This is a genomic window from Rhodococcus sp. YH3-3, assembly GCF_001653035.1.
GTDB classification, from domain to species: Bacteria; Actinomycetota; Actinomycetes; order Mycobacteriales; family Mycobacteriaceae; genus Rhodococcus_F; species Rhodococcus_F qingshengii.
Genome location: NZ_BCWH01000001.1, coordinates 1,236,824 through 1,260,776 on the forward strand (window position 1 = coordinate 1,236,824; position 23,953 = coordinate 1,260,776).

A 23,953-nucleotide genomic window follows, 5' to 3' on the forward strand; every position below is an offset into this window, starting at 1 on the left:
ATCCGGTTCCGCCAGATTTTGGGGGCACTTGTTACAGCATTGCGGCCACAAACGGGACCTTTGTCAGCGTCTCGACAGAAAAGAGAACGTGTTCTAGTCTCAAGTGTAAGTGAACCAACCGATCGAGGAAGACGGGAGCGTCGAAGTGGGTAACCATGACAGCCACGAGGTGATGCAGAGGCTCGACGCACTACTGCCGGCACTGCGCGAGCGCGCACAGGAGACCGAGGATCTGCGTCGTATCCCCGACGAGTCCATCAAGGCTCTTCAGGAAACAGGCTTCTTCCGCTTGCTGCAGCCGAAGCAGTGGGGCGGATACGAAGCCGATCCGGTGCTGTTCTACTCCGCGGTCAAGAAGATCGCCAGCGCGTGTGGTTCCACAGGGTGGGTCTCCTCGATCATCGGGGTACACAACTGGCACCTCGCCCTCTTCTCTCAGCAGGCGCAGGAAGACGTGTGGGGCAACGACACTGACGTTCGCATCTCGTCCTCTTACGCCCCGATGGGTATGGGTGAAGTAGTCGAGGGCGGATACAAGGTCAACGGTGCGTGGGCGTGGTCCTCGGGTTGTGACCATGCCAGCTGGGCCGTTCTCGGTGGTCCGGTGTTCAAAGACGGCCGCGCGGTCGACTTCGTGAGCTACCTGATTCCTCGCGAGGACTACCAGATCGACGACGTGTGGAATGTGGTCGGCCTGCGTGGAACCGGCTCCAATACCGTTGTGGTCAAGGATGTTTTTGTTCCCAAGCATCGCGTTCTGAGCTTCCGGGCGATGAGCGAATTGACCGCCCCGGGCCTCGAGAAGAACACCGCGCCGGTCTACAAGATGCCGTGGGGAACCATTCACCCCACCACGATCTCGGCACCGATCGTCGGAATGGCTTACGGCGCCTACGAAGCGCACGTCGAGCACCAGGGCAAGCGTGTGCGCGCTGCGTTCGCCGGCGAGAAGTCGAAGGACGATCCGTTTGCCAAGGTGCGCATCGCCGAAGCGTCCAGCGACATCGACGCCGCGTGGCGTCAGCTCTCCGGCAACGTCGCCGACGAGTACGCGTTGATCCTTGCGGGCGAAGAGGTTCCGATGGAACTGCGGCTGCGCGCTCGACGTGACCAGGTGCGCGCCACGGGCCGCGCGATCGCCTCGATCGACAAGCTCTTCGAGAACTCCGGCGCCACGGCGCTGCAGAACGGCACTCCTATCCAGCGTTTCTGGCGCGATGCTCACGCTGGTCGCGTCCACGCCGCCAACGATCCCGAACGCGCGTACGTCATGTTCGGAACCGGCGAATTCGGTCTGCCGATCACCGACACGATGGTCTAGAGGAGGCTCAGTGACAACCACCGAAGAAGCCCTCACCTACGAGTCCACTTCACGGTTCGCGCAAGTGCGCCCCGATCTGAAACTGCACTTCCACGAGGCGGGCGTCGGAAACGAAAAGACCATCGTGCTGCTGCACGGCGGTGGCCCAGGCGCGTCGTCGTGGTCTAACTTCGCCCGCAACATTCCGGTGTTGGCGAAGAGCTTTCACGTCATCGCGGTCGATCAGCCCGGTTACGGGCAGTCCGACAAGCCGACGGAGCATCCGCAGTACTTCGTGCACAGTGCGTCGGCGCTCAACGATCTCCTGGACACGCTCGAGATCACCGGTCGCGTTGATCTGCTGGGCAATTCGCTCGGTGGTGGCGCTGCTGTTCGCTTTGCGCTCGACTACCCGGACCGTGCGGGTCGCCTCGTTCTGATGGGCCCCGGCGGTCTGAGTGTCAACCTGTTTGCGCCGGACCCCACCGAGGGCGTCAAGAACCTCGGAAAGTTCAGCTACCAGCCCACCCGAGAAAACCTCGAAGCATTCCTGCGGATCATGGTCTTCGATCAGAAGCTGATCACGCCGGAACTCGTCGACGAACGTTTTGCTGCCGCCAGCACTCCCGAGTCGCTGGCTGCGGCCAAGGCGATGGGTAAGTCCTTCTCCAGCGGTGACTTCGAGCTCGGCATGCTCTGGCGCGAGGCGTACAAGCTTCGTCAGCGTGTGTTGCTGATCTGGGGCCGTGAGGATCGGGTCAACCCTCTCGACGGCGCACTGGTCGCGCTCAAGATGATCCCGCGCGCGCAGCTCCACGTCTTCGGCGGTTGCGGTCACTGGGCGCAGCTCGAGAAGTTCGACGAATTCAACCGGCTCGCAACCGACTTCCTGCTCGACGGAGGTAAATGATGGGTATTCGATCTCTGGCGTACATGCGCATCGGGGCCACCGACATGGCTGCGTGGCGCGAATACGGACTCAAGATCCTCGGAATGATCGAGGGCAAGGGCGTCGACGCGGAATCGCTGTATCTGCGTATGGACGACTTCCCGGCGCGTCTTGTCATCGTTCCGAACGACACGGACCGTCTGCTCGTCTCGGGTTGGGAAACCGCGAATGCCGCTGAGCTGCAGGATATCCGTGACAGGTTGTCGGCAGCCGGTGTTCCGTTCAAGGAAGGCACGGCGGAGCAGCTCAAGGACCGTCGCGTCGTCGAGATGATCGCGTTCGAGGACACCTCGGGCAACTCCCTCGAGGTGTTCCACGGAGCTGCTCTCGAACACCGCCGGATCGTGAGCCCGTACGGGCACAGGTTCGTGACGGGTGAGCAGGGCCTCGGCCACGTCGTGCTCACCACCGATGACGACGATGCTTCGCTGCGGTTCTACCGCGACGTACTCGGATTCAAGCTTCGCGACTCGATGCGTCTGCCTCCGCAGATGGTCGGCCGGCCCGCGGACGGCGACCCGGCGTGGCTGAGGTTCCTCGGCTGCAACCCGCGTCACCACAGCTTGGCGTTCCTGCCGTTGCCCAACCCGACGGGCATCGTGCACCTGATGCTCGAAGTGGAGAACTCCGACGACGTCGGACTGTGCCTCGACCGGGCACTGCGCAAGAAGGTCAAGATGTCGGCGACTCTCGGTCGCCACGTCAACGACGAGATGCTCTCGTTCTACATGAAGACTCCAGGCGGGTTCGACATCGAATTCGGTTGTGAGGGGCTAGAGGTCGAGGACGAAAACTGGATCGCGAGGGAAAGCACGGCCGTGAGCCTGTGGGGTCACGACTTCACGGTGGGAATGAAGCCGTGAGTTCGCCCGACGCGTCGGTGAGTGCGGAGCAGGCGATCGATCCACGCCAGTTCCGCACGGTTCTCGGGCAATTCTGCACGGGTATCACCATCATCACGACAGTCGACGACGGTGAGCCTGTCGGGTTCGCATGTCAGTCTTTCGCGGCCCTGTCACTCGACCCGCCTTTGGTGTTGTTCTGCCCCACCAAGGGTTCTCGGTCGTGGGCGGCAATCGAGCGGACCGGTAAGTTCGCCGTCAACGTGTTGGCGGAGGAACAGCAGGCGGTGTGTGCTCGTTTCGGGTCACGTGAGCCGGACAAGTTCGCGGGCATCGATTGGACGCCATCGCCTCTGGGCTCGCCGATCATCGACAAGTCCCTTGCACACATCGACTGCACGGTGGAAACCGTCCACGACGGCGGCGATCACTACGTCGTCTTCGGTCGGGTTTCGTCGATGAGTGAGATCAAGACCGAACGCCCGCTGCTCTTCTATCGCGGGCAGTACACGGGCATCGAGCCGGACAAGACTGTTCCGGCTACCTGGCGTGACGATCTGGAAGCGTTCCTGACGACCACGACAGAAGATACCTGGCTGTAGGGGGCAAGCCCCCCTGTGCGCCTTTTTGGTAGTGGTAACTACCAAAAAGGCGCACAGGGCCGGAGGCCCTACAGAGAAAAACAGGTATGACAGAAGTCGTCACCGAACGGCGTCAGCAGGATGCTACGACGCACTATCTTGTTGGATCGTCCGGCTCGCTTGACCGCCTCGATCACCGACGGCTGTACCTCGACGACCTGGTACCGGTCGGCCTCGACGGGCTCGCGTGAGAACGCCACCAAACCGAGCCGATGCAGGTTGTTCAGGTACGCGCTGATGCGGTCCAGATGACGACAGCCTGCCAGTTCTCCGATCATCGACAGACCCTCGTCGATCATCTCCGAGCCGACACCGAACGGCCGCGCCGTGCGTACGTCCACGCTCGGTTGCGCACCGGAGGTGGCCAACAGCCGAAGAATTCGAGCTTCGTCGGGTGCGATCTCGTCGAGGATCCGGTCGTAGGCCGGGTGCAGATCGTCGCGATCGGTCACGTCCGCGGAACGATCCAGCAACCTGTCACCACGTGCCCGCAGCGCCGCGAGAGTGGCCTCGACGCTCTGTTTGCGATTGGTACGAGTAGCCATTGCCGCCCGCAGGTTCTCCGTCCGCGAGCCGTCTCCGTTGGTGTTCTCGGCCCGACGTTCGGATTGCACGTTGGCGGATTCTGCAGCCTCTGCCGCGGCTTCGGCGGCGGCCTGAACGATTTGCCGCGTCGCCTCCTTCGCCGTTCCGAAAGCCCAACCCGTCAGCTTGATCGACGTGAGCGTCGTCGTGGCGGTAAGCCCGACAAGGCTACGGATCAGACGCTTTTCGACGGATTCGACCGGCGCGATGTCCGCAGCCCAGTCGTACGATTCCGCTTCGACGATCATGCGATGGTCGTGCTCACTCATGCTCATACTCCGAATATTGCGAGGTGTAGGAAACCGGCAAACGAGCCCAGCACGGCCCCGTGTACGAACAACAGCCACTCGTCCTGCTTGACGGCTGAGCGTAGTAGTTCGCTGAAATCTTCCGGTGAAAGGATGCTCATGCGTTCGGTGACGAAGACACGAATCTTCTCCGACTGGTTCTCGGCGAACTCCGCGTCCTCGAAGACCCTTGGGTACAGGTCGAGCACTTCGGTGGTGGCCAGGCCGGGCAGACGCTTGTAGCTCTGCGAACCAACGGTCATCTTGACCACCGACTTTGCCCAGCCGGCTGCGTCGTCGACGGATTCGCGCAGTACCTGATCGAGCATCCGCCGCGTTCGGTCCGAGCGGGGACCTTCGAGGAGTTCGGTGCCGATGTTCTCGAGCGTCACGACGTGATCGGCGAGGGTTTTTGCGTACCCGGCGATGATCTCGGTGCGGCGTTTCAGGAACAGTCCCTGCCGCCACGGCACCCAACGGCTGGGGGTGATCGGTTCGAAGATCATCGTGATTCCGAGGTAGTTCACGATGTACCCGATGATCACGCCACCGATGGGAAGCACCCACCACTGCGGAACCAGATGGAGGATTCCGACGAGCACGAAGCCCATCGGGAACCCGAAGTAGAAGCCGAAGTTCTGCATGAACCTGAGCTCTTTGTTGCCCATCGTGCGGAAGATGTCGTTGAGCAGTTTGGGGTGCGAAGAGAGGTAGCGGATCACCATCAGCTTCGCGTCGATGAACTCGTCGATGTCCTCTTCGATGCGGTCGGTGATCATGCGCACGCTGGCCGGCAGATCGTCCTCCACCTTGCGGAAGACGGCCTCCTTCACCGACGTCGGAAGGTTGTGCCAGAGCTGAGGATTCTCGGCCGTCATGATTCTGGTGACCACGCCGCGCACTTCACTGCGAGAAATGTTCACCAAGTGCTCGGCGATGCTGTCCGGGTCCAGGACGCGATAGAAGTCGGCGATGCTGCCGACTTTCGCGAGGGATTTGTCGACGGCGATCGACGCCATCTTCTCCGCCCGCGAGGGGACGATGCCTTGCCAACCGAATCTGCCGTCGCTGGTGATCGCGGGGATCACCTGAACGCGCCGGGGGAGGAACGGGAAGAGCAGTTTGAGTCCGGGCACTTTGATCCCGTGGAAGTTGATCGGCGCAAAAAGCATCAGGACGCCCGACCAATTGGTGATGTACCCGATGATTCCCGTGAACAAAGGAATGGTGATCAACTGTTCGAGCAAGTGGTCCGGCACCGTCGCACATCCTCCTCATATCCGAGAACCTCACGTTCGGACATGATTGCCGAAACTTCGCTCTTCGTGGGTGTTTCGTTGGCTACTGCTGCGCCTTCCCAGTTGCGTCAGCATAGAGGCCCGACAATTCGGGCTGTAGGTGGGTAGGAAGTTGATGTAACCTCACGTACATGGTCAGTATTGCGCACAACACGACGACGCCGGTTCTCTTCCGGCGCATCGTTTAGCAACTGCTGACCGAACCCTTTCAGCCCCGGGAGTTATCGCCCCGGGGCTTTCCTGTTTCGTCGCTCCGTGTGCGTCTCCCCTTGAACTATTCGGAGAGCTCTCATGAGCGTTGACCACCGCGAACTTGGGCGCGACCTGGAGTTTTTCGCCACCACCCCCATCGTCGGGGCGGGCCTCCCACTCTGGTTACCGGACGGCGCGATCATCAGGAACGAACTCGAAAAGTTCGCCGCCGAACAAGCAGCGCGATCCGGATGCCGGGGTGTCTATACCCCCGTTATGGCGAAGAAAGAGTTGTACGAGAGATCTGGGCATTGGTCCAAGTTCTCGGACGACATGTTTCCCGAAATGAAGATAGGCGGAGAGTCATTTCTCCTTCGTCCGGCTAACTGTCCCCATCACGCTCAGGTATTCGCCGCTCGCGGTCGTAGTTATCGCGAGCTACCTTTCCGCGTTCGTGAACTCGGCTCGATGTTCCGTAGCGAACTCTCCGGAGTTCTCAGCGGATTGAGTCGAGTCAGACAGATCAATCTCGACGACGCACATGTCTTCTGTAGTCGTGAACAAGTGCAAGCAGAAGTGATCGTCGCGCTCGTCGCGATCGAGCGCTGCTACTCGACTCTGGGGATTGCCGAACGGGAGTACCGCCTCTCGATCAGAGGGGGAGAGGGGCAGTACCTCGGCACCGACGAGCAGTGGGCGGACGCCGAGGATCACCTTCGCGGAGCACTGAATGCACGCTCGATCGAGTACGTGGAAGCGAAGGGGGAGTCAGCGTTCTACGGTCCCAAGATCGACGTCCAGGTGCGAGACGCGCACGGCCGCGAGGAAACACTCTCGACCGTGCAACTCGACTTCAATCAACCGGAGCGGTTCGACCTCGAGTACACCGCTGAGGACGGATCCAAGGCTCGCCCCGTCATGATCCATCGGGGCTTGCTCGGGTCGATGGAACGCATGACTGCGCTTTTGATCGAAAGGTTCGAAGGGCGGATGCCGCCGTGGCTGGCACCCAACCAAGTCTCGATTCTGCCCGTCGGCGACCGGCATCAGGTTGAGGCCGAGCGTTTGCGGGCCGATCTCGAGGCTCGCGATGTTCGAGTGGCGATCGCGCCTGACGGATCGTTGGGACGTCGCATCCGCGAGGCACGCACTCACCGTGACCCGTACATCGCGGTGATCGGGGACAACGAGGTGCACGGCGGCACCGTCGACGTTCTGGTCCCCGCGCGTGGTGGGCGCGTGGTCGTCGATGCGAGTGTGTTTGTCGCTCAGGTGGTCTCGGGCATCAAAGAGCGTGCCCTGCTTCCGGCAGACTTCTAGCCGACGTGGAGCTCGTGGAGGGCGCGCACCAGTGGCGCGAGTTCGGGTGTCTTGCATGCCTCGTCGAGTGCGGCTTCGAGGGTGGCGTCGTGCGTCGGCCGTGCGCTTTCGAGAAGCTCGCGGCCGGCCGGCGTCAGCTCGGTGTAGATGCCTCGACGGTCGTCGGCGCACAGGATGCGCGTCAATAGTCCTCGATCTTCGAGTCGATTGACCAAGCGCGTCGTGGCGCTGCTGCTCAGTGCGGCAGCGCGAGCCAACTGAGCCATCCGCATGTGCCAGCCATCCTGGCGGCTCAGTGCGTCGAGCACGGTGTATTCGACGACGGACAGTTTGTGCTCACGCTGGAGCGCGCGTTCCAGTTCGGTGTCGAGGGCGCCGTGCAGTGCTGCGAGCGTGCGCCACCCTTGCGAACGGATTTCGACGGCGTCGTCGGCGATCCCCATGTGATTCTCCTTGTCCGTTTCCTGCGCCTCCAGGTTACCAGCTTGCGCATGTAGCGCGCGCGTGCAACTATTTATAGCGCGCCTGCAACTAATGCACACGCCCGCTAACGGCTTACGCGTAAATCTGTGAAAGGAACATCGAGATGCCATTGGGTCTCATTGCCCTCGCTATGGGCGGGTTCGGGATCGGCCTCACCGAATTTGTCATCATGGGCCTCCTGCCCGAGATCTCGGCTGATTTCGAGGTCACCGAGTCCGTCGCGGGCTACCTGATCTCGGGCTACGCACTGTCGGTGGCGATCGGCGCGATCCTCCTGACCGCTGCCGTCACCCGCTTCGAGCGCAAGAAGGTCCTTCTCTCGCTCATGGTGCTGTTCATCATCGGCAACCTGATGTCCGCGCTCGCTCCCTCCTACGAGGTCATGATGGGCGGACGCATCGTCGCGGCGCTGTGCCACGGTGCGTTCTTCGGAATCGGCTCGGTGGTTGCCGCCGACATGGTCGCGCCCAACAAGCGCGCCGGCGCCATCGCGATGATGTTCGCGGGCCTGACCATCGCCAACGTTCTCGGCGTTCCGTTCGGCACGCTGCTGGGCCAGCAACTCGGATGGCGCTCGACGTTCTGGGCCATCACCGTTATCGGCGTCATCGCCCTGATCGGAATTGCAGCACTCGTCCCGACGACACCCGCCAGCACGACCGGCGGCGGATTGCGCGGAGAGTTGGGGGCGTTCCGCAACAAGCAGGTATGGCTCTCGATCATCATCACCATCCTCGGCTACGGCGGAATGTTCGGAGCGTTCACCTACATCGCCTTCACCCTCACCGAGGTGACCGGCTTCGCGACGTCCAGCGTTCCGTGGCTGCTCATCCTCTTCGGCTCGGGCCTGTTCGTCGGCAACTTCCTCGGCGCCAAGGCGGCCGACCGTTCGCTCACGAAGGCGCTGGTCTGGATTCTCGCGATCCTGACCGTCGTTCTGATCGTGTTCGCCGCCACCGCGGAGAGCAAGGTCATGACTGTGATCTCGCTGTTCTTCATGGGCGCCTTCGGTTTTGCGACGGTACCCGGGTTGCAGATGCGGATCATGAACTACGCGTCGGCCGCACCGACCATGGCATCGGGTGCCAACATCGCCGCCTTCAACGTCGGCAATGCGCTCGGGGCGTGGCTGGGCGGAATCACCATCGCCGCGGGACTCGGCTTCACCTCCCCGATCTGGATGGGGGCGGCGGTCACCGTCGCCGGTCTGCTGGTCCTGATCGTCGCGGCGAAGATCGACCGCCCGGCAGCGTCAGAGCAGTCGACGATGAGCACCTCGCTGCACCCGACCGCCGCCTGAACCTGGCCATTGCGCTCTGACCCCATCGCGTGAACGTATCGCTCCCCTTGTCCAACAAGGGGAGCGATACGTTCACGCGGGTCAGGTGAGGCGGAATTCGGACGTCAACCCGGAGAAGGGCGTGATCGCGCCGCTACCCCGAGCCTTCGACGCACCGAAGTGTTGGACTCGATACGTACCCGCCGGAGTATCGGCCGGAACATCCCACGTGATGCGCACGACGGAACCGTTGCTCCCGACCCGGCGCCAGTGCAGTTTGGTGGACCAGTCGTTGTCGTCGGCGACCCGTGTCCAGGATCCGCCGGTATTGCGCTGGATCTCGTAGAAGGTCCCGTTTCGGTGAGTGTCGTTCTTGGGGTGGCCGGTGACGAACTCGACGGCAACCTGCCCACCCGGTGAGGTGTCGCCGGGTTGGACGGTTGCGTCGCCAAATTGTGTTCCCGGCAAGGGCTCGTCGAAGTCGACGCCAGGTCCGAAGCTGGGTTGGAACCCGGACAGGTCGGCCGGAGCGGGGCCGCGAGGAGGTTCGGTGCCGTCGCGCATCGCGGCTGCAAGGGCGGCATACCCCTGCTGATAGGCCGGCAGTGTGTAACGACCGAACATCGTCGAACCGCCCTCGTACTGCTGCGAATCGTATTCCTGTGGTGTGGTGCAGTAGCTCGAGTACGAGTTCGCGTATCCCTGGAAGATGACGTTCTCGAGGGGAACCCCAAGCTCCTCGGCGACGGTTCGACGCACTCGTAATCCGGAGACGATGGTGAATTCCGCAGGGCCACCGACGATGTAGAACTGACCGATCCGCAGGATCTGGATCTTGAGTACGTTCGGCACCCATCCTCCCGGTGGCAGCAGGCCGACCGGAACGACTACGAGTTTGGGCGCCTGTGCGTCCTGAAGCCATTGAGGCACAGGAGCATCCATACCGCCCAGGGCGTCGATCATGGGGTTTCGGGTGCCCTCGGGGAAGATCGGGATTGCCGGTCCGTCCTCGACGCTTCCGGCGCTCATTGCCGCGCCGATCGCGGCCGGAGCGGTGCGGTGCTCGCGTCCGTCGGGGGTGAATCTTCCGCTCACCACCTGATTTGCCATGTCCAGGTACATGATCCGACTGTCGACGCCACCGGTGACGGTGTCGGACGCCGCGTCGAAGGCAGTTCGAGCCGCCGCAACCTGGCGCAGCCCGATGATGCGTGCGTTCTCGAATTCGTCTTCGGTCGGTCCGCGTCCGGGCTCGAGGAAGAGGTTGGGTGACATGTCGCCGCTGTTGGTCTGCGGAAACGCAGCAATGAAGCTGGTGTCGCCGTCGAGGTAGCGCACGCCCTGGTCGTCGTGCTCCCAGAAGTACGCCGCGGCGCCCTTGTTGTCCCCGGAGATGAGATGGTTCTCGTTCGTGAGCGAGGCGCAGTGGGTGGCGAACCAGTTGATCGCTCCGATGTCCTTGCTGCCCCGACTGATCCGCATGACACGCATGTGGTGGTCGTTGCCACCGGGGTAGTAGGCCTTGTCCTCTTCGGGATTGAGGTCGAACGCCACTCGCGATCGGTTGACGCTGGCATCGGTGAGATCGGACCGCCCGAAACGGACCGTGCCTGGCGCCAGGTTCTCGTGCGCAGCGCTGATCGCCTCGACCATGCCGTTGACCTCGGCTTCGAACACCTGCAGTTCGAAGCCGAGAACTGCGAGGTTGTACGCGTAGTTGTGCGAGGCCGCACCACATGCCGCGTGTGAATGGATGGCCGTCAACATGACGTTGCGTTCGGTGTAGATGTCACCGAACCTCCCGGCCAGTCGGCGCAGGACCTCGTCATGAACGGACTGGAAGATCATGCAGTTGTCGACGCACACGTAGGCGACCCGCGACCCGCCGGACTCGAAGATGAAGGCGCGTGCGCGCATTCGCTGGTGCAGGCCTTCGGCGCGTTGATCGAAGCTCGAGTAGCCCATCATGCCGACTTCGGCGACCGGTCCGGTCACGTCGGAAATTCCGACGCCCACCTGCAGTGACGCCGACGACTTGTCGGTGCGTGCGGGTGAAACGGTGCGTGCCGGCGAAGCTGCGACGGCCTGGTTCGTCGACAGAGCGGCGAGCGCAGGTGCGGCGGCAGCGCCTGCCAGTACGGTGCGTCGGGTGATCTGCACGAGTGTCCTTTCGGGCGGTCTGACGCGAGTTGGTCAACCGTCCAGGAGTGTAGCCCGAGTCACACGTGACCGAAAGGGGTGCCGTCGGCCGACACTCAGATTGTTGTGGCCTCCCCGAACGTCATCGCCAGGTTCTTGATGGTCGTGGTCATCAGGGCCCGGCGGGGGAGTCCCAGTTTCCGAAGCTCCGCCGCCATCGGGTGACTGCCCAGTTGAACCTCGGCTCCACCAGGGCGCGATTTGACGCCGGTCGGTGCCATGTCCCACGACGTGCACCTGGTGGCGCCGTCGAGATGTGAGTACGCGGCCAACGACATGTTGGCTCCGCCGCCCGGCACGCTGACGCCGGATTTCACACTCAACTGTGTGATGAGTTTGCCGTCGCGAGAGACCGATCCGCGCTTTACCGAGCCGACGTGCTCGGTGTCGAACTCGGCGAGCACCTTCGGGAATCCCCAGATTTCCCGGCCGGCGGCCTTGGTGAACTCGCCGTCCACCGGCAACTCGTGAATGAGTGCCCCTGCAGTTCCGGCAGCGAGCGAACGTAGATCTCCCAGCACCGAGGTTTCGGGAGGCGCAGTGTGGCTGCGCACCATGTACGTCACTCCGAATTCGTTGTACGGCCCCAGATCCCCGTCGATGTAGTCGACAAAAACCAGGCCGCACAGCGCCCGGCCGGGACGGTACTGGAGCACGGTCAAGCCGGTGTAATCGATGATCGACTGCGCGGTTGTGCTGGGTACCGAGTACAACGCCATGAAGGCAGACGCGGTGCGAACTTCGACGGGCATCTCGACCTTCTTGCCCAGAATCGTGTAGCTCATGGCGCCACCACCCCGCGGAGTCCGTCGGAGCCGTAGACGGGTTCGAGCATCGAGCGGAAATCCGGTCCGCGGCGCAGCATTTGGCCTCCGTCGACGTTGATGATCTGCCCGGTGATCCAGGTGGAGTGCGGTCCGAGGAGGAAGGAAGCGAGTCCGGCGACGTCCTCGACCTCGCCGACGCGTTCGAGCGGCGTGTTGGCCAGGTAATCGTCCAGGATGGGGCCACCGTCGGTGATGAGCGCGACCAGATCCGTTCGGGTCAGCCCCGGGCGGATCGCGTTGACACGAATGTTGCTGGCGCCCAGTTCGTCTGCTGCCAACTGCACTAGGTGGTCGACGCCGGATTTCGAGACTCCGTACGCGCCGAACCAGCGATGTGTGTTGCTGCTGGCGATCGACGAGATCGCGACGATGGATCCACCGCCTCCTGCCACCAGTGCCCGCGCGCCGTGCTTGATCGTCAGCATGGTCCCCGTGACGTTGAGGTCGACGGTGCGGCGCCAGGCGTCGACGTCGAGTTGCGTGACCGGTGCGATGGTTTCGTTCCCGCCGGCGCAGGCCACGACTCCGTCGAGCTTTCCGGTGACGGACACCGCCGCGGCGACAGCGGCGACGACGTCTGTCTCGATCGTGACGTCGGCGGGGGAGACGCTGACCGATCCTTCCGGACTCGACTGCCGGATCGATTCGGCGGCAGCATCGAGTTTCTCCTTGTTGCGTCCGCAGATCGTGACGTGAGCGCCGGACCCAACCAGCGAACGAGCGATGCCCAGGCCGATGCCACTACCGCCGCCGGTCACCAGTATCGATGTGCCGGCGAAAGTGGGTATGCCCGCTGAGGCGGTGTCGTCGTCCATGCGTGTCTCCTGGTCGTTGCTCCGGCGGGCTCGCGTGCTGCTTCTGGAGGATTTCCGGTCCGGCTTCGGTGAAAACGCCCCACGCTATATAGGAACAGGTTCTACTTATTGAGGCAAGGGTTGTGCGAGAGGTGGAGTGATGGCTACCAGACCGACCTTCGATTTGATCGACGGACGCTTCTACAGCGGAGACCTCGGGAATGTGCGCGACGCATACGCCTGGATGCGTGATCACGAGCCCGTGTACCGAGACGACGCCAACGGAATCACCGCGGCCGCGAGTTACGACGCCGTCGTCGCAGCCGAGCGGGATCCCGAACTGTTCTCCAACGCCGGTGGCATCCGCCCCGAAACCGGTCCATTGCCGCAGATGATCGACATGGACGACCCGCAGCACCTCACACGTCGACGCTTGGTCAATGCGGGTTTCACACGTAAGAAGGTCGAAGCCAAGGCCGGCCGTATCCGGGAGATCTGCGATCAACTGATCGACGCCGTCTGTGAGAAAGGAGAAGCCGACTTCGTCGCAGACCTGGCGGCACCGCTGCCGATGGCCGTCATCGGCGACATGTTGGGTGTCCGTCCGGAGGAACGCGCGTTGTTTCTGCGGTGGTCGGAGGATCTGGTGAAGGCATTGGGAAGCAACGCTTCCCAGGATCAACTGCAGGCCATGATGGTTGCGTACGTCGATTTCACCGCGTACATGATGCGAACCATCGCCGAGCGGAGGAGCGACCCGGCCGACGATTTGGTGAGCACGTTGATTCACAGTGCGGTCGACGGCGAAGCCCTCTCCGATCAGGAAATCGTCAACGAATCCCTGCTGATCCTGATCGGCGGTGACGAGACCACACGGCACGTGCTCAGCGGCGGCATGGAACAGCTACTGCGCCATCCGGACCAGCGCCGGGAGCTAGTCGACGATCCCGATGCCATTCCCTTGGCAATGGAGGAGATGCTGCGGTGGTCCTCGCCGATCAAGAACATGGCTCGAACCCTGACCCGTGACACCGATTTCTTCGGCGCGCAGCTGAAGGCAGGTGAGAAGATGCTGCTGCTCTTCGAATCGGCAAATTTCGACGAGTCCGTGTTCCTGAACGCCGAACGGTTCGATGTCGGCCGCACACCGAATCCGCACGTGGCCTTCGGCTTCGGAACTCATTTCTGTCTGGGCAATCAGCTGGCCAGGTTGGAGGGACGGATCATGTTCGAGCAACTCTTCGCCAGGCTGCCGGACATGGAACTTGCCACCGACGCGCCGTTGCAGCGGCGTGCGGCCAACTTCGTGTCCGGGCTCGAATCGATGCCGGTGCGGTTTAACTCTTCTGCCCCGTCAGCCGGGTAGTTGGCAGTTAGGAGGCGCAGCATCTTCGGAGAGGGGGCTGCCCGCCGGATTGACGTAGACGACCTCGAGCACCAATGGTGTTGTCTGCGAGTTGTTTCCGATGTGCACATGATCTGAACCGCTCGGTTCGATCAAAGTATTTCCGGCGCTGTAGATCCCGTCGACGGAGCAATCGGATCGGTAGTGGCTCAACGTGCCCTGCGCGATCAGCGCGTAGAGCGTCCCGTCGTGGAAGTGCCAACCGGTGGAACCGCCGGGGTCGATGGTGATCTGGCGCAGGATGTAGTCCTTGCCGTCGAAAGTCACCTGCCCGAGGATTTCTCCGTGTACTCCCGTGCTCGGTGTTGCCGACGCATTGATCGGCGTCAGCGACAGTCCGATCGCTGCGGACACTGCAAACAGAACCTGATGGCGTTTACGCATGAGCGGCCCTCCCAGACGGATGTGCTCCTGAGTGTCCTCCGTCGATGCCCGGTTTATCCCAGTTTTCGTGGATCCAGCACTGCGAAGGCAGAGGTATGCCCTTGAGAGGCGGTTACGCTCGTGCCATGCTGCAAGTCGCGACGAGGCGCCGGAGCCAGCCGCCGCCTGCGCGCTTCATGTTCGAGGCATTGATCGATCCGTACCGCCAGCCCGCCCGGCACTGGCTGGAACTTCTCGAGAGCGAGATCGCACCGGAGATCGTCAGGGCTGAAGAACCGGAGCTGGTGATCTGGTCGTCGATCTGGCCGGACCGACCCGACGCCGTCATCCGATTCGACATCGAGGCGGTCGGAAACAGCACGATGCTGCGTTGGACGCTTTTCTTGGACGATCCGATACCGCCCGAGGCGGAGGTTGTCAGAATGCGAAAGCGGCTCAACACCTTGATCAATGCGAATCTCAGGTTCAACTTCGGCCAATAAGTCGGATCACTGCCGCATTACTTGGTGTCGACTCGGCCGATCGGGTCGGCGTTGTCGCTGAATGCGGCCCGGGCCGCTGGCCAGCTGGTCTCATCGATGCGCAACGTGGTCCGAAGGTAGGCAGTACTCATCCGTTGGATGGCGGCGACCCGCTCTGGGTTCTCGTCAGTGGTCTCGGCGACTTCGTATCCGACGATTCCGCCGAGTGCGTGCTCGGCACCGTAGAAGGTCAGGAGGTCGGTGGCTCCGGGGCTGTGCGTGTAGGCGTCGGTGAACCAGTCAGGTCCGCGGCTGGACATCTTGGACTGGTCGTGGTCGCCCGCGACGACGAGTGTCGGCGTCGTCAGTTCCTGGAACGAGGGGCGCATGAACGGGAAGTTCGCCTGCGCGAACGGATGCAGGTTCTCGCCGCCGAGACCGGTTGCCGCGAACAGGATTCCCGCGGTGACGCGACTGTCGGACATGTCCTGGCCGACCTGGCCGGCCTCGTCGAAGATCCTTGCTCCGAGGAGCGACTGAGCGGTTTGCCCGCCCCAGGAGTGACCAGTGGCGGCAACTCGACTGCGGTCGATGCGGCCGGCAAGCCCGGGCACGGCAAATTCGATGGTGTCGAGCTGATCAAGGATGCGTGTGAGATCCGCGATCCTCTCAGTCCAGATCGTCGGGAAAACCGGGTGGTCGAACCCGAAACCGTTCCGGCGCGAGTCCAGATGTGTCGGCTGGATCACCACGAATCCGTGGGATGCCCAGAATGCCGTGAGTGGCGAGTATCCATCGAGGTTCCAGCCGTTGCCGTGGGAGAACACCACAACGGGGAGGTTCGTGCCTGCTGCCGGAGCAGACACACGTACTTCCAGCGGGACAGGTCGATCGGGGGGCGAACAACTCGACGGGGGAAACGGAGACGACCGGGGTGCCGGCGCCGATGATGCCGTTCAGAGTGTCGATCATTGATGAGGTCATGGCAAGTTCCTTGCTGAGGCTGCACCCTGCGATACTGTTTATCGGAGCGTCGCTCCGCAACATTACGGAGCGTTGTTCCGTAATGCAAACATATGATGTGAGTCAGCGAGGAGTGCACATGGCTGATGCCCAGGACGAGCAGTCGCGCGTCGCGTCTCCCAAGCAAGTCGGTCGCCCACGTCGAAGCGAGCAGGCGCTGCTCGACGCGGCGGCAGCAGTGTTCGTGGAGTCCGGAGTCGACGCTCCGGTGCGGGAGATTGCGGCGAAGGCCGGCGTCGGCATGGGGACGATCTACCGCCACTTCCCGACGCGTCCCGAGTTGGTGGTAGCCGTATACCGACACCAAGTCGAGGCGTGTGCGGACGCGGGCCCACAGATGCTCGCGGAGAGTGCAACGCCCGAGGCGGCTTTGCGGGCATGGGTGGCTTTGTTCGTGGAGTTCCTGGTAACCAAGCATGGGCTTGCCGGTGCACTGCAAGGAGACAGCGCCGGGTCCGACGCTCTGCATACCTACTTCGTCGACCGCCTCGTCCCGGTATGTGACTCCCTCCTCGCGGCAGCGCTCGAGTCCGTTGGCACTGCTTCGCGGGTCGATGCGTACAACGTGCTCAAAGGCATCGGAAACCTTTGTATCGGTGCTGGGTCCGATGGCCGGTACAAGGCCGAGGTCCTTGTACAGCTTTTCATCTCGGGCGTACTCGCGCGAGAGGTTCGCTGACGCTCGGCAGTCAGATCAGCTCCGGATTCTCGGCGTACACCTCTTCGAGGATCGACATGTCGAACAGTTGCTCCGCCGTAATCTCCAGCCCAGCTTTCGACAGTGCCGCGATGTTCTGTTCGATCAGTTGTGGTGTCATCGTGAACAACCCGTTGGCTTTGGTATCTGCCGACACCACCAGATCGTTCTGTGCGGTGGCTTCCTTGATCTGCTCTTCGAGTTCGAGGTTCTGGTCCTTGCCGTAGACCTCGACGGCAAGCCGTGCCGACTCTGCCGGATCGGCGACCGCATCCTTCCATCCTTGGATCTCGGCCTTCAGGAATGCCTTGAGTTTGTCCCTCTCGTTGTCGATGGTGGACTGGAGAACCGTGAACGATTCGGCGACCAACGGCAGGTTGTAGTCCGCGAAGAGGAAGTGGGCGTTGGGGAAACCTTTGGCGGCCAGTGTGATCGGCTCGTTGGTCACGTAGGAGACCCAGCCGTCCACCTCGCCGTTCGCCAAGGGGCTCGGATCGAACTGCGCGGGCACGATCGTCATCTGGCTTTCGGTCAGGCCGTTTGCTGCCAGGAGAGCTCCGAAGACGAGCTGATTGGAATCCTGGACGCCGATCTTCTTGCCGATCATGTCCTGTGGTGAGTTGATCGGTGCCGCAGCGGAACTGACAATCGCAAACGGGTTCTTCTGGAATGTCGCACCGACGATCTTTGCCTCCAGTCCGTCGAGTACGGCGGGGGCTGTGAGCTGCGGTGCGGACATTCCGATCCACACCTTGCCGGTGTCCAGGCCGGCTTCGACGCCGGTGCCGGCTGCGCCGCCTGCCACCAGGTCTACATTCCCGAACCCGGCATCCTTGTAGTACCCCTTGTCGAGAGCGAAGTACTCACCGGCGAACTCGATGTTCTTGATCCAGGACAACTGCACTGCAACTGTTCCGAATTCGGAACCGTCGTCCGTGGTTCCGCCACTCGAACTGCTGGAGTCACTGCTACACGCGAGCAATGACGCACTACCGGCGACTGCGATGCCGGTCAGCGCGGAGTAGCGGAAGAAGGCCCTGCGGTCCAGCTGGCGGACGGGCTTGAATGGCGTCATGAATCGGAACACTAGGGCCAGTCGGTTTCGTTCAGTTTGCTTGGGAGAGAGAGTTTGTTGAGGTCGTGTTAACAGATGTCACGACTTGCCCGCCGAAGGACCGAAACGAGACAGAGCGATGCTTTCGAAGATCCCGACCACGGCGTAGAGGACGATCGACACCACGGTGATCACCACGATAGATGCCCACAATTCGTTGTACTGGTAGCGCGGAATGGCTTTGATCATGCTCGAACCCAAGCCTTGGCCGCTACCGAGCCATTCGCCGATCAGTGCTCCGATCAAGGCGCCGGGTACGGATACTCGTGCAGCGGCGAACACAGCCGGAAGTGCGGACGGCACGGACACCATTCGCAATGCGGTCCAACGACTCCCGCCGTAGGCAGCGATGAGGTCTTGTGCCTGAGCCGGAGCGGCACGTAGACCGACCATGATCATGACGAGGGCTGGGAAGAACACCACTATCGCAACCATGACTGTCACACCCACGATTCCGCGGCCGAATATCAGGACGATGATCGGGGTCATCGCAACGAGAGGAACAGATCGTAGAAGCATTGCAACGGGCATGAAAGTCTGTTCGACAGTGCGGGAAACGACGAAGATCGATGCCACCACGAGCGCGGCAGTCATTCCGACGGCAAAGCCGACACCGGCGTCGCGCAGAGTGATGAACAGGTTGTCGATGATGCCCGAACGAGCGTCGGCGGATTTTGGGCCGGAGAACAGGTACTCCCAGACGTCGGCCGGCGTCTTTCCCACACGCGGGCCGACCTGGGGGAAGGCGTTGAGGAAGACCACCCAGATGACAAGCAACAGCGCCGAGGCGATGGCAATCGGGGCGAGGAATCTCAATGTTCCTCGTACCGCGGTCATTTCTGTGCTCCCGGAGCGCTGGTCCACGGCGTGACGAGCCGGGCGATCGCTGCGACTACGGCGTACCCCAGACCGGCGAGCAAGGCGGCGGCGATAGCCATTCCCCACGTTCGCGGGACGTTGTACGACGTCTGAGCGGCCGTTAGTGCGACGCCGATCCCGCTGTCCACCCCGCCGAGATACTCACCGAGAATTGCACCCAGTACGGCCGAAGGTGCAGCAATCTTGAGGGCAGCAAAGGTGCTCGGAAGTGCGCTCACAAGTTGAACTTTGGTGAACTTCTGCCAACGCCCACCGCCGTAGGCGGCGACGAGATCGAGGCTCGTCTTGTCGGCCGATCTCAGGCCGGCGAGTGTGCCGACCATCGTGGTGAAGAAGCAGTACATTGCGGCGAGAAAGATTGTGGGGGTCCGGCCGCCGAAGACGACCAGGATGATTGGGCCAAGCGCCAACAGCGGTGTGCAGTAGCTCAGGATCGCCAGTTGTGTGGCCAATCCCTCGATGGGCGGAATGAGAACGACAAGCACGGCAAGCGTGATCGCCAGCAGGTTTCCCCAGAGGAAGCCCTGCAGCGCACCGGAAGCCGTGACGGTGAAATTGGGTCCGTACAGCGACCAACCGTCGTCGAACATCGTCGAGACAACCACCCACGGCGTCGGAATCGTGCCTCCCGCAACACCGGCCGCCGCCAGAATCCACCAGAGAGTGATCAGTCCGCAGATGCCGACTGCACCACCGAACCACGTCGGACGCTTCAATCGGATCCGGCGGGGCACAGATGGCTGCGCCGCCGCGGTCGCGACGTTCTCGATATCGGTAATTGTCATGCGACGCCTGCTTTTCCGAAGAGCAGTCCGGAGAGGTAGTCGTGGATCTCGTGGAACTCGGGTGTACGCATCATCTCGGGTGTACGCGGGCGCGGCAGGTCGATCGGCACGACTTCGAGGACGCGTCCGGGCCGCGGCGTCATGACGGCGACGACGTCGGAGAGGAACACGGCTTCGGCGATTCCGTGAGTCACCATCAACGTGGTCGCGGGTTTCTCGGTCCAGATCCTGAGCAATTCGATGTTGAGCCGTTGACGGGTCATGTCGTCCAGCGCGCCGAAGGGTTCGTCGAGTAGCAGGACACTCGGCTTGACCACGAGCGATCGCGCGATCGACACACGCTGACGCATACCGCCGGATAATTGAGCGGGCTTGGCCTTCTCGAATCCTTCGAGGCCGACGAGAGCGATCAGGTCGGCGATCAGGTCGGGGTCGGGATCGATGCCGGCAACCTGAAGGGGCAGTTTGATGTTGGAGGCCACTGTTCGCCACGGCAGCAAAGCCGAATCCTGGAAGGCGATTCCGAGTTCGCGGCGCTTGCGTAACTCGGCCGGCGACTGTCCGTTGACAAGGGCCGTTCCCGACGTCGGACTATCAAGGCCCGCAAGGATGCGGAGAACGGTGGACTTCCCGCATCCGGACGGCCCGAGCAGAGACAGGAAAGAGCCTTCGCTGGTTTGAAGGGACACGTCGGTCAGCGCGGTCACCGACCGACGACCCATCTCGAAGGTCTTGCCGAGGCCGGAGATGTCGAGACCGGTTCCAGCGGGGCGAGGTGTGGTGACGGGACTGGTCATTCCCGCACAGTACGAACGTCCGGTTGCGGTCATGTTGCCTACGCGTCACCGCTGCGTGAGGCTGGTTCAGCGTCTCCTGTCATAGCGCCGTGGTGAGATGGACCTCTGGACGGAGTGAGGGGAGCGAAGATTGCTGAAGTTGTACCGGGCCGAGCGTTCGGACACCTTGGTCTCGGCGTTGGCCACGCTCCTCCGTACCCCGCTGTCGGATCCATTCGCCCGGGAAACTGTTGCGGTGCCGGCCAAGGGCGTCGAGCGTTGGCTCAATCAGCGGCTGTCCTCCCAGCTAGGCACGTCCGGACCGTCAGCAGTGGACGGAATTTCTGCGAACATCGCGTTTCCTTCACCCGCGCGCCTGGTCGCGGAGTCCGTGGCCGCGGTCAGTGGAATCACGGCTGACGACGACCCATGGTCGCCGACGCGATTGGTGTGGACGGTTCTCGATGTGATCGACGAGTCCCTCGGCGAGCCCTGGTGCGGAGTCCTGGCGAAACATCTCGAAGGCCATCGTGAAGGTCGACGGTTTGCCTCCGCCACACATGTCACCGACCTCTTCCGCAGTTATGCCGCGCAACGCCCGCAGATGCTGATCGACTGGGCCGCCGGGCGGTTGACCGACGGACACGGATTGGCGCTGTCGGAGGATTTCGAATGGCAGGCACGTCTGTGGTGCATCGTCGCGGACAAGATCGAGGTTCCGGGGCCCGCAGAGCGACTGGGGCAAGTGAGCCGCGCGCTGGTCGAGGACCCGGCCTTGGTCGACCTACCGGAACGCTTGTCGGTCTTCGGGCCGACACGGCTGCCGGTCGATCAGCGAATGATCTTGAGCGCACTCAGTGCGAATCGGGACGTCCACGTCTGGCTCCCGCATCCCAGCCCCGCGCTGTGGACCAAGATGAGCTCGCGCATGCAGCCTCGAAGCGAGAGCACGATCCGACGTTCGGAAGACGGGTCAGCGCTGATATCCGCCAATCCGTTGCTGTCGAGTCTTGCTCGCGACGTTCGTGAACTTCAGATCAGCCTCGGTGCCGCCGAGTTCGAGTCGGTGCATCTTCCCGAACCAGCCGGCCCGAAATCCCTCCTGGCGACGGTCAAGGCCGATGTCATCGCAGATCGTGCTCCCAGCGTTGCAGCGGAACCGGATGGGACAGTTCAGGTCCACGCTTGCCACGGGCCGGCACGGCAGGTCGAGGTGCTCCGCGAATGTCTGCTCCGATTGTTCGAGGACGACCCGACATTGCAGCCGCGCGACGTACTCGTGATGTGCCCGGACGTCGAAACGTACGCACCTTTGGTTCGTGCTGCATTCGGGCAAGGCGTCCATGGCCACCCGGGGCATCTCCTTCGAGTAAGGCTGGCAGACCGCGGATTACGTCAGACCAATCCTGTCCTGGCCGTTCTCGGCTCTCTCCTCGAATTGGCCGACGGCCGGGCCACAGCCAGTGAGGTTCTCGACCTGGCCGCGACCGAGCCTGTCCGCACACGTTTTTCGTGGGGCGACGACGAGTTGGAAAGACTGCGGGAATGGACGACGGAAGCGGGTGCTCGCTGGGGAATCGGTAGTCGGCAGCGTGCCACGTTCGGCCTCGACGCATTTCCGCAGAACACCTTCAACACCGCCATGGACCGAATCTTGTTGGGGGTCAGCGCGGACGAATCGGAAAATGCCTGGTTGGATCTCGCGCTACCACTCGATGACGTGGACGGCACAGACATCGACCTGACTGGACGTTTCGCAGAGTTCGTCGATCGCCTGGCCGTCTCGCTTCGCGATCTTGCCGGCCCACATTCACCGGCCGAATGGCTTCGTGTGCTGATGCGGGCCCTGGATCTGCTGACCGACACAGCGCCCGCAGATTCCTGGCAGAGCGCGGGGGCCCACCGCGAACTGGTAGCTGCTGTCGAATTCGGCGGAGAGACGGTGTTACGTCTGGCCGATGTTCGCGCGATGCTCTCGCGCAGCCTCGCGGGCAGACCGACGCGTGCCAACTTCCGAACCGGCGAACTGACGGTGTGCACGATGGTTCCGATGCGTTCGGTACCGCATCGCGTGGTCGTGCTGATCGGACTCGACGACGAGGTGTTCCCTCGAACCGGTGGAGTCGACGGCGACGACATCTTGTCACGTGATCCCGTTGTGGGGGAGCGTGATCTGCGCAGTGAAGACCGGCAACTGCTTCTCGATGCCGTGATGTCTGCGGGCGAACATCTGATTCTGTTGTATACCGGTGCCGATCCGGTCACCGGTGTCGTCAGACCACCGGCGATCCCCCTCAGTGGCCTTCTCGACGTACTCAGTGCGACGGTGGGTCCGGAAGCGATCAACGGAGTGCTGACACGGCATCCGTTGCAATCGTTCGACAATCGAAACTTCGCGCCGAACAAGCCGTTCAGCTTCGACACGGCAGCGCTGGCCGGTGCGAGGGCTGCCTCCGGAACACCGGTCGAATTGCCGACAGTCTTGTCGGCCGAGCTACCCGAGGTGCATCCGAAGGAAGTTAACATCGCCGACTTGGTGAACTTCCTGGTACATCCCGCGCGTGGTTTTCTGCGCCAACGCCTCGGCGTCCGGGTACCGGAACTCGACGACGACATCGCGGATTCGCTGGCAACCGAGCTCGATCCACTGTCCACCTGGGCTCTGGGTGACCGAATGCTTCTCTCGCGCTTGGCTGGACGCAGCTCTGCGGATTTTCGTGCAGCCGAGTGGCGCCGCGGCACTCTGCCGCCCTACAACCTGGGCGCTACGGTTCTGGGCAACGTCGAATGGGTGGTCGATCAGATTGCCGGACTTGCCTTGCCGCACTTCGACGGAGACTCCGAAGCTGTCGACGTCGACATAGACCTCGGTAACGGGCGTCGTCTCACCGGAACGGTAACCGGTGTGCACGGCAATTCAGTGGTGCGAGCGTCGTATTCCTCACTGGCGCCTAAACATCGGATGACGGCCTGGATCAATCTCCTCGCCTTGAAATCACACGGACGACCCGGTCCGCTCGATGCAGTCTCGATCGGACGGGGTCGGGGAAAGACAGCAGCGGCACGGTCGGTGCTCGATGCGCCGGGCAATGCGGTCGAGATACTGCAGCAATTGGTGGACCTACGGGAGCGGGGGCTGCAGCGCCCGTTGCCGATGTGGGCCGCGACTTCAGCCGAATATGCGCGCCGACGCTTTGGTGGGGAGTCGGTCGACGATGCGACAAACGGTGCGGACACCCAGTGGACCGGGCAGTACGGCGAGATGATCGATCCGAGCAACACTTACGTTTTCGGAGAGGCTCGAACACTTGCGGAGTTGGCTGCGGATCCGCCGTCGGACGACGAGTTCGTCTGGGCCGAGGAACCGACTCGGTTCGGAGTTCTCGCCCGACGACTGTGGGATCCGTTGCTGACCAACGAAAGAGCGGAGTAA

The 23,953-nt window shown here is 62.5% G+C and carries 21 protein-coding genes and 1 pseudogene; 10 read left to right on the forward strand and 12 right to left on the reverse strand.

Features of this window, described 5'->3' with window-relative positions; genetic code table 11:
* Positions 1-145 precede the first annotated feature (145 nt).
* The 4 genes from hsaA to hsaB are packed head-to-tail and all read left to right on the forward strand — an operon-like array spanning position 146 to position 3,693.
* Positions 146-1,321: a 3-hydroxy-9,10-secoandrosta-1,3,5(10)-triene-9,17-dione monooxygenase oxygenase subunit gene (gene hsaA / locus YH3_RS05825; protein ID WP_029254465.1), complete on the forward strand. Its 1,176-nt coding sequence runs from the start codon at positions 146-148 to the stop codon at positions 1,319-1,321.
* A 10-nt stretch (positions 1,322-1,331) separates the two neighbouring features.
* Positions 1,332-2,210 carry a 4,5:9,10-diseco-3-hydroxy-5,9,17-trioxoandrosta-1(10),2-diene-4-oate hydrolase gene (hsaD, locus tag YH3_RS05830; RefSeq protein ID WP_064443104.1) on the forward strand — a complete coding sequence of 293 codons (879 nt, stop codon included), beginning with the start codon at positions 1,332-1,334 and terminating at the stop codon, positions 2,208-2,210.
* Positions 2,210-3,112: an iron-dependent extradiol dioxygenase HsaC gene (hsaC, locus tag YH3_RS05835; protein ID WP_003945585.1), complete on the forward strand. Its 903-nt coding sequence runs from the start codon at positions 2,210-2,212 to the stop codon at positions 3,110-3,112. The genes hsaD and hsaC overlap by 1 nt, the downstream gene beginning before the upstream one ends.
* Positions 3,109-3,693, forward strand: a complete 585-nt coding sequence (hsaB, locus tag YH3_RS05840; protein WP_003945677.1) for a 3-hydroxy-9,10-secoandrosta-1,3,5(10)-triene-9,17-dione monooxygenase reductase subunit — start codon at positions 3,109-3,111, stop codon at positions 3,691-3,693. The genes hsaC and hsaB overlap by 4 nt, the downstream gene beginning before the upstream one ends.
* Positions 3,694-3,761: 68 nt before the next feature.
* Here the strand turns inward: hsaB and YH3_RS36585 are convergent, their stop codons facing one another.
* On the reverse strand, positions 3,762-4,586 hold the full coding sequence (locus YH3_RS36585; protein ID WP_007734103.1) for an Abi-alpha family protein: 825 nt from the start codon (positions 4,584-4,586) through the stop codon (positions 3,762-3,764).
* Positions 4,587-4,588: 2 nt separating this feature from the next.
* Positions 4,589-5,863 carry a DUF445 domain-containing protein gene (locus YH3_RS05850; RefSeq protein ID WP_007734105.1) on the reverse strand — a complete coding sequence of 425 codons (1,275 nt, stop codon included), beginning with the start codon at positions 5,861-5,863 and terminating at the stop codon, positions 4,589-4,591.
* A gap of 330 nt (positions 5,864-6,193) precedes the next feature.
* On the opposite strand from YH3_RS05850, the gene thrS reads away from it, so the two are divergent.
* Positions 6,194-7,414: a threonine--tRNA ligase gene (thrS, locus tag YH3_RS05855; protein WP_064443105.1), complete on the forward strand. Its 1,221-nt coding sequence runs from the start codon at positions 6,194-6,196 to the stop codon at positions 7,412-7,414.
* On the opposite strand, the gene YH3_RS05860 is transcribed toward thrS, so the two are convergent.
* Entirely contained in the window at positions 7,411-7,857 is a 447-nt protein-coding gene (locus YH3_RS05860; RefSeq protein WP_064443106.1) for a MarR family winged helix-turn-helix transcriptional regulator, read from the reverse strand. The two genes, thrS and YH3_RS05860, sit on opposite strands and share 4 nt — an antisense overlap.
* Positions 7,858-8,000: 143 nt before the next feature.
* Between YH3_RS05860 and YH3_RS05865 the strand changes: the two genes are divergently transcribed.
* Positions 8,001-9,197 (forward strand): MFS transporter, encoded by a 1,197-nt coding sequence (locus YH3_RS05865; RefSeq protein ID WP_064443107.1) that lies wholly within the window; start codon positions 8,001-8,003, stop codon positions 9,195-9,197.
* A gap of 81 nt (positions 9,198-9,278) precedes the next feature.
* Here YH3_RS05865 and YH3_RS05870 read toward each other — a convergent pair whose 3' ends face one another.
* From YH3_RS05870 to YH3_RS05880, 3 genes are all read right to left on the reverse strand, one after another.
* On the reverse strand, positions 9,279-11,336 hold the full coding sequence (locus YH3_RS05870; RefSeq protein WP_064443108.1) for a neutral/alkaline ceramidase: 2,058 nt from the start codon (positions 11,334-11,336) through the stop codon (positions 9,279-9,281).
* 95 nt (positions 11,337-11,431) lie between these two features.
* Entirely contained in the window at positions 11,432-12,160 is a 729-nt protein-coding gene (locus YH3_RS05875; protein ID WP_003945787.1) for an acetoacetate decarboxylase family protein, read from the reverse strand.
* Positions 12,157-13,017, reverse strand: a complete 861-nt coding sequence (locus tag YH3_RS05880; protein WP_047269612.1) for an SDR family oxidoreductase — start codon at positions 13,015-13,017, stop codon at positions 12,157-12,159. The genes YH3_RS05875 and YH3_RS05880 overlap by 4 nt, the downstream gene beginning before the upstream one ends.
* Before the next feature lie 139 nt (positions 13,018-13,156).
* On the opposite strand from YH3_RS05880, the gene YH3_RS05885 reads away from it, so the two are divergent.
* Positions 13,157-14,362, forward strand: a complete 1,206-nt coding sequence (locus YH3_RS05885; RefSeq protein ID WP_064112430.1) for a cytochrome P450 — start codon at positions 13,157-13,159, stop codon at positions 14,360-14,362.
* On the opposite strand, the gene YH3_RS05890 is transcribed toward YH3_RS05885, so the two are convergent.
* The gene (locus YH3_RS05890) at positions 14,351-14,785 is read right to left on the reverse strand and encodes a cupin (protein ID WP_050655887.1); all 435 of its coding nucleotides are present in this window, start codon (positions 14,783-14,785) and stop codon (positions 14,351-14,353) included. The genes YH3_RS05885 and YH3_RS05890 overlap by 12 nt on opposite strands.
* Before the next feature lie 125 nt (positions 14,786-14,910).
* Between YH3_RS05890 and YH3_RS05895 the strand changes: the two genes are divergently transcribed.
* Positions 14,911-15,267: a hypothetical protein gene (locus YH3_RS05895; protein ID WP_050655893.1), complete on the forward strand. Its 357-nt coding sequence runs from the start codon at positions 14,911-14,913 to the stop codon at positions 15,265-15,267.
* A 17-nt stretch (positions 15,268-15,284) separates the two neighbouring features.
* Here the strand turns inward: YH3_RS05895 and YH3_RS05900 are convergent.
* Positions 15,285-16,230: pseudogene (locus YH3_RS05900) on the reverse strand (alpha/beta hydrolase family protein).
* A 118-nt stretch (positions 16,231-16,348) separates the two neighbouring features.
* On the opposite strand from YH3_RS05900, the gene YH3_RS05905 reads away from it, so the two are divergent.
* Positions 16,349-16,948: a TetR/AcrR family transcriptional regulator gene (locus tag YH3_RS05905; RefSeq protein WP_050655894.1), complete on the forward strand. Its 600-nt coding sequence runs from the start codon at positions 16,349-16,351 to the stop codon at positions 16,946-16,948.
* Positions 16,949-16,958: 10 nt separating this feature from the next.
* Here YH3_RS05905 and YH3_RS05910 read toward each other — a convergent pair whose 3' ends face one another.
* The 4 genes from YH3_RS05910 to YH3_RS05925 form a co-directional block, all read right to left on the reverse strand.
* Positions 16,959-18,041 (reverse strand): ABC transporter substrate-binding protein, encoded by a 1,083-nt coding sequence (locus YH3_RS05910; RefSeq protein WP_031332841.1) that lies wholly within the window; start codon positions 18,039-18,041, stop codon positions 16,959-16,961.
* A 78-nt stretch (positions 18,042-18,119) separates the two neighbouring features.
* Positions 18,120-18,917, reverse strand: a complete 798-nt coding sequence (locus YH3_RS05915) for an ABC transporter permease (protein WP_003945590.1) — start codon at positions 18,915-18,917, stop codon at positions 18,120-18,122.
* On the reverse strand, positions 18,914-19,744 hold the full coding sequence (locus YH3_RS05920; protein ID WP_042449422.1) for an ABC transporter permease: 831 nt from the start codon (positions 19,742-19,744) through the stop codon (positions 18,914-18,916). Before YH3_RS05920 ends, YH3_RS05915 begins: the two co-directional genes overlap by 4 nt.
* The gene (locus tag YH3_RS05925; protein ID WP_003945415.1) at positions 19,741-20,574 is read right to left on the reverse strand and encodes an ABC transporter ATP-binding protein; all 834 of its coding nucleotides are present in this window, start codon (positions 20,572-20,574) and stop codon (positions 19,741-19,743) included. The genes YH3_RS05920 and YH3_RS05925 overlap by 4 nt, the downstream gene beginning before the upstream one ends.
* A gap of 97 nt (positions 20,575-20,671) precedes the next feature.
* Here YH3_RS05925 and recC point away from each other — a divergent pair, with 97 nt between their 5' ends.
* Positions 20,672-23,953, forward strand: a complete 3,282-nt coding sequence (gene recC / locus YH3_RS05930) for an exodeoxyribonuclease V subunit gamma (protein WP_064443109.1) — start codon at positions 20,672-20,674, stop codon at positions 23,951-23,953.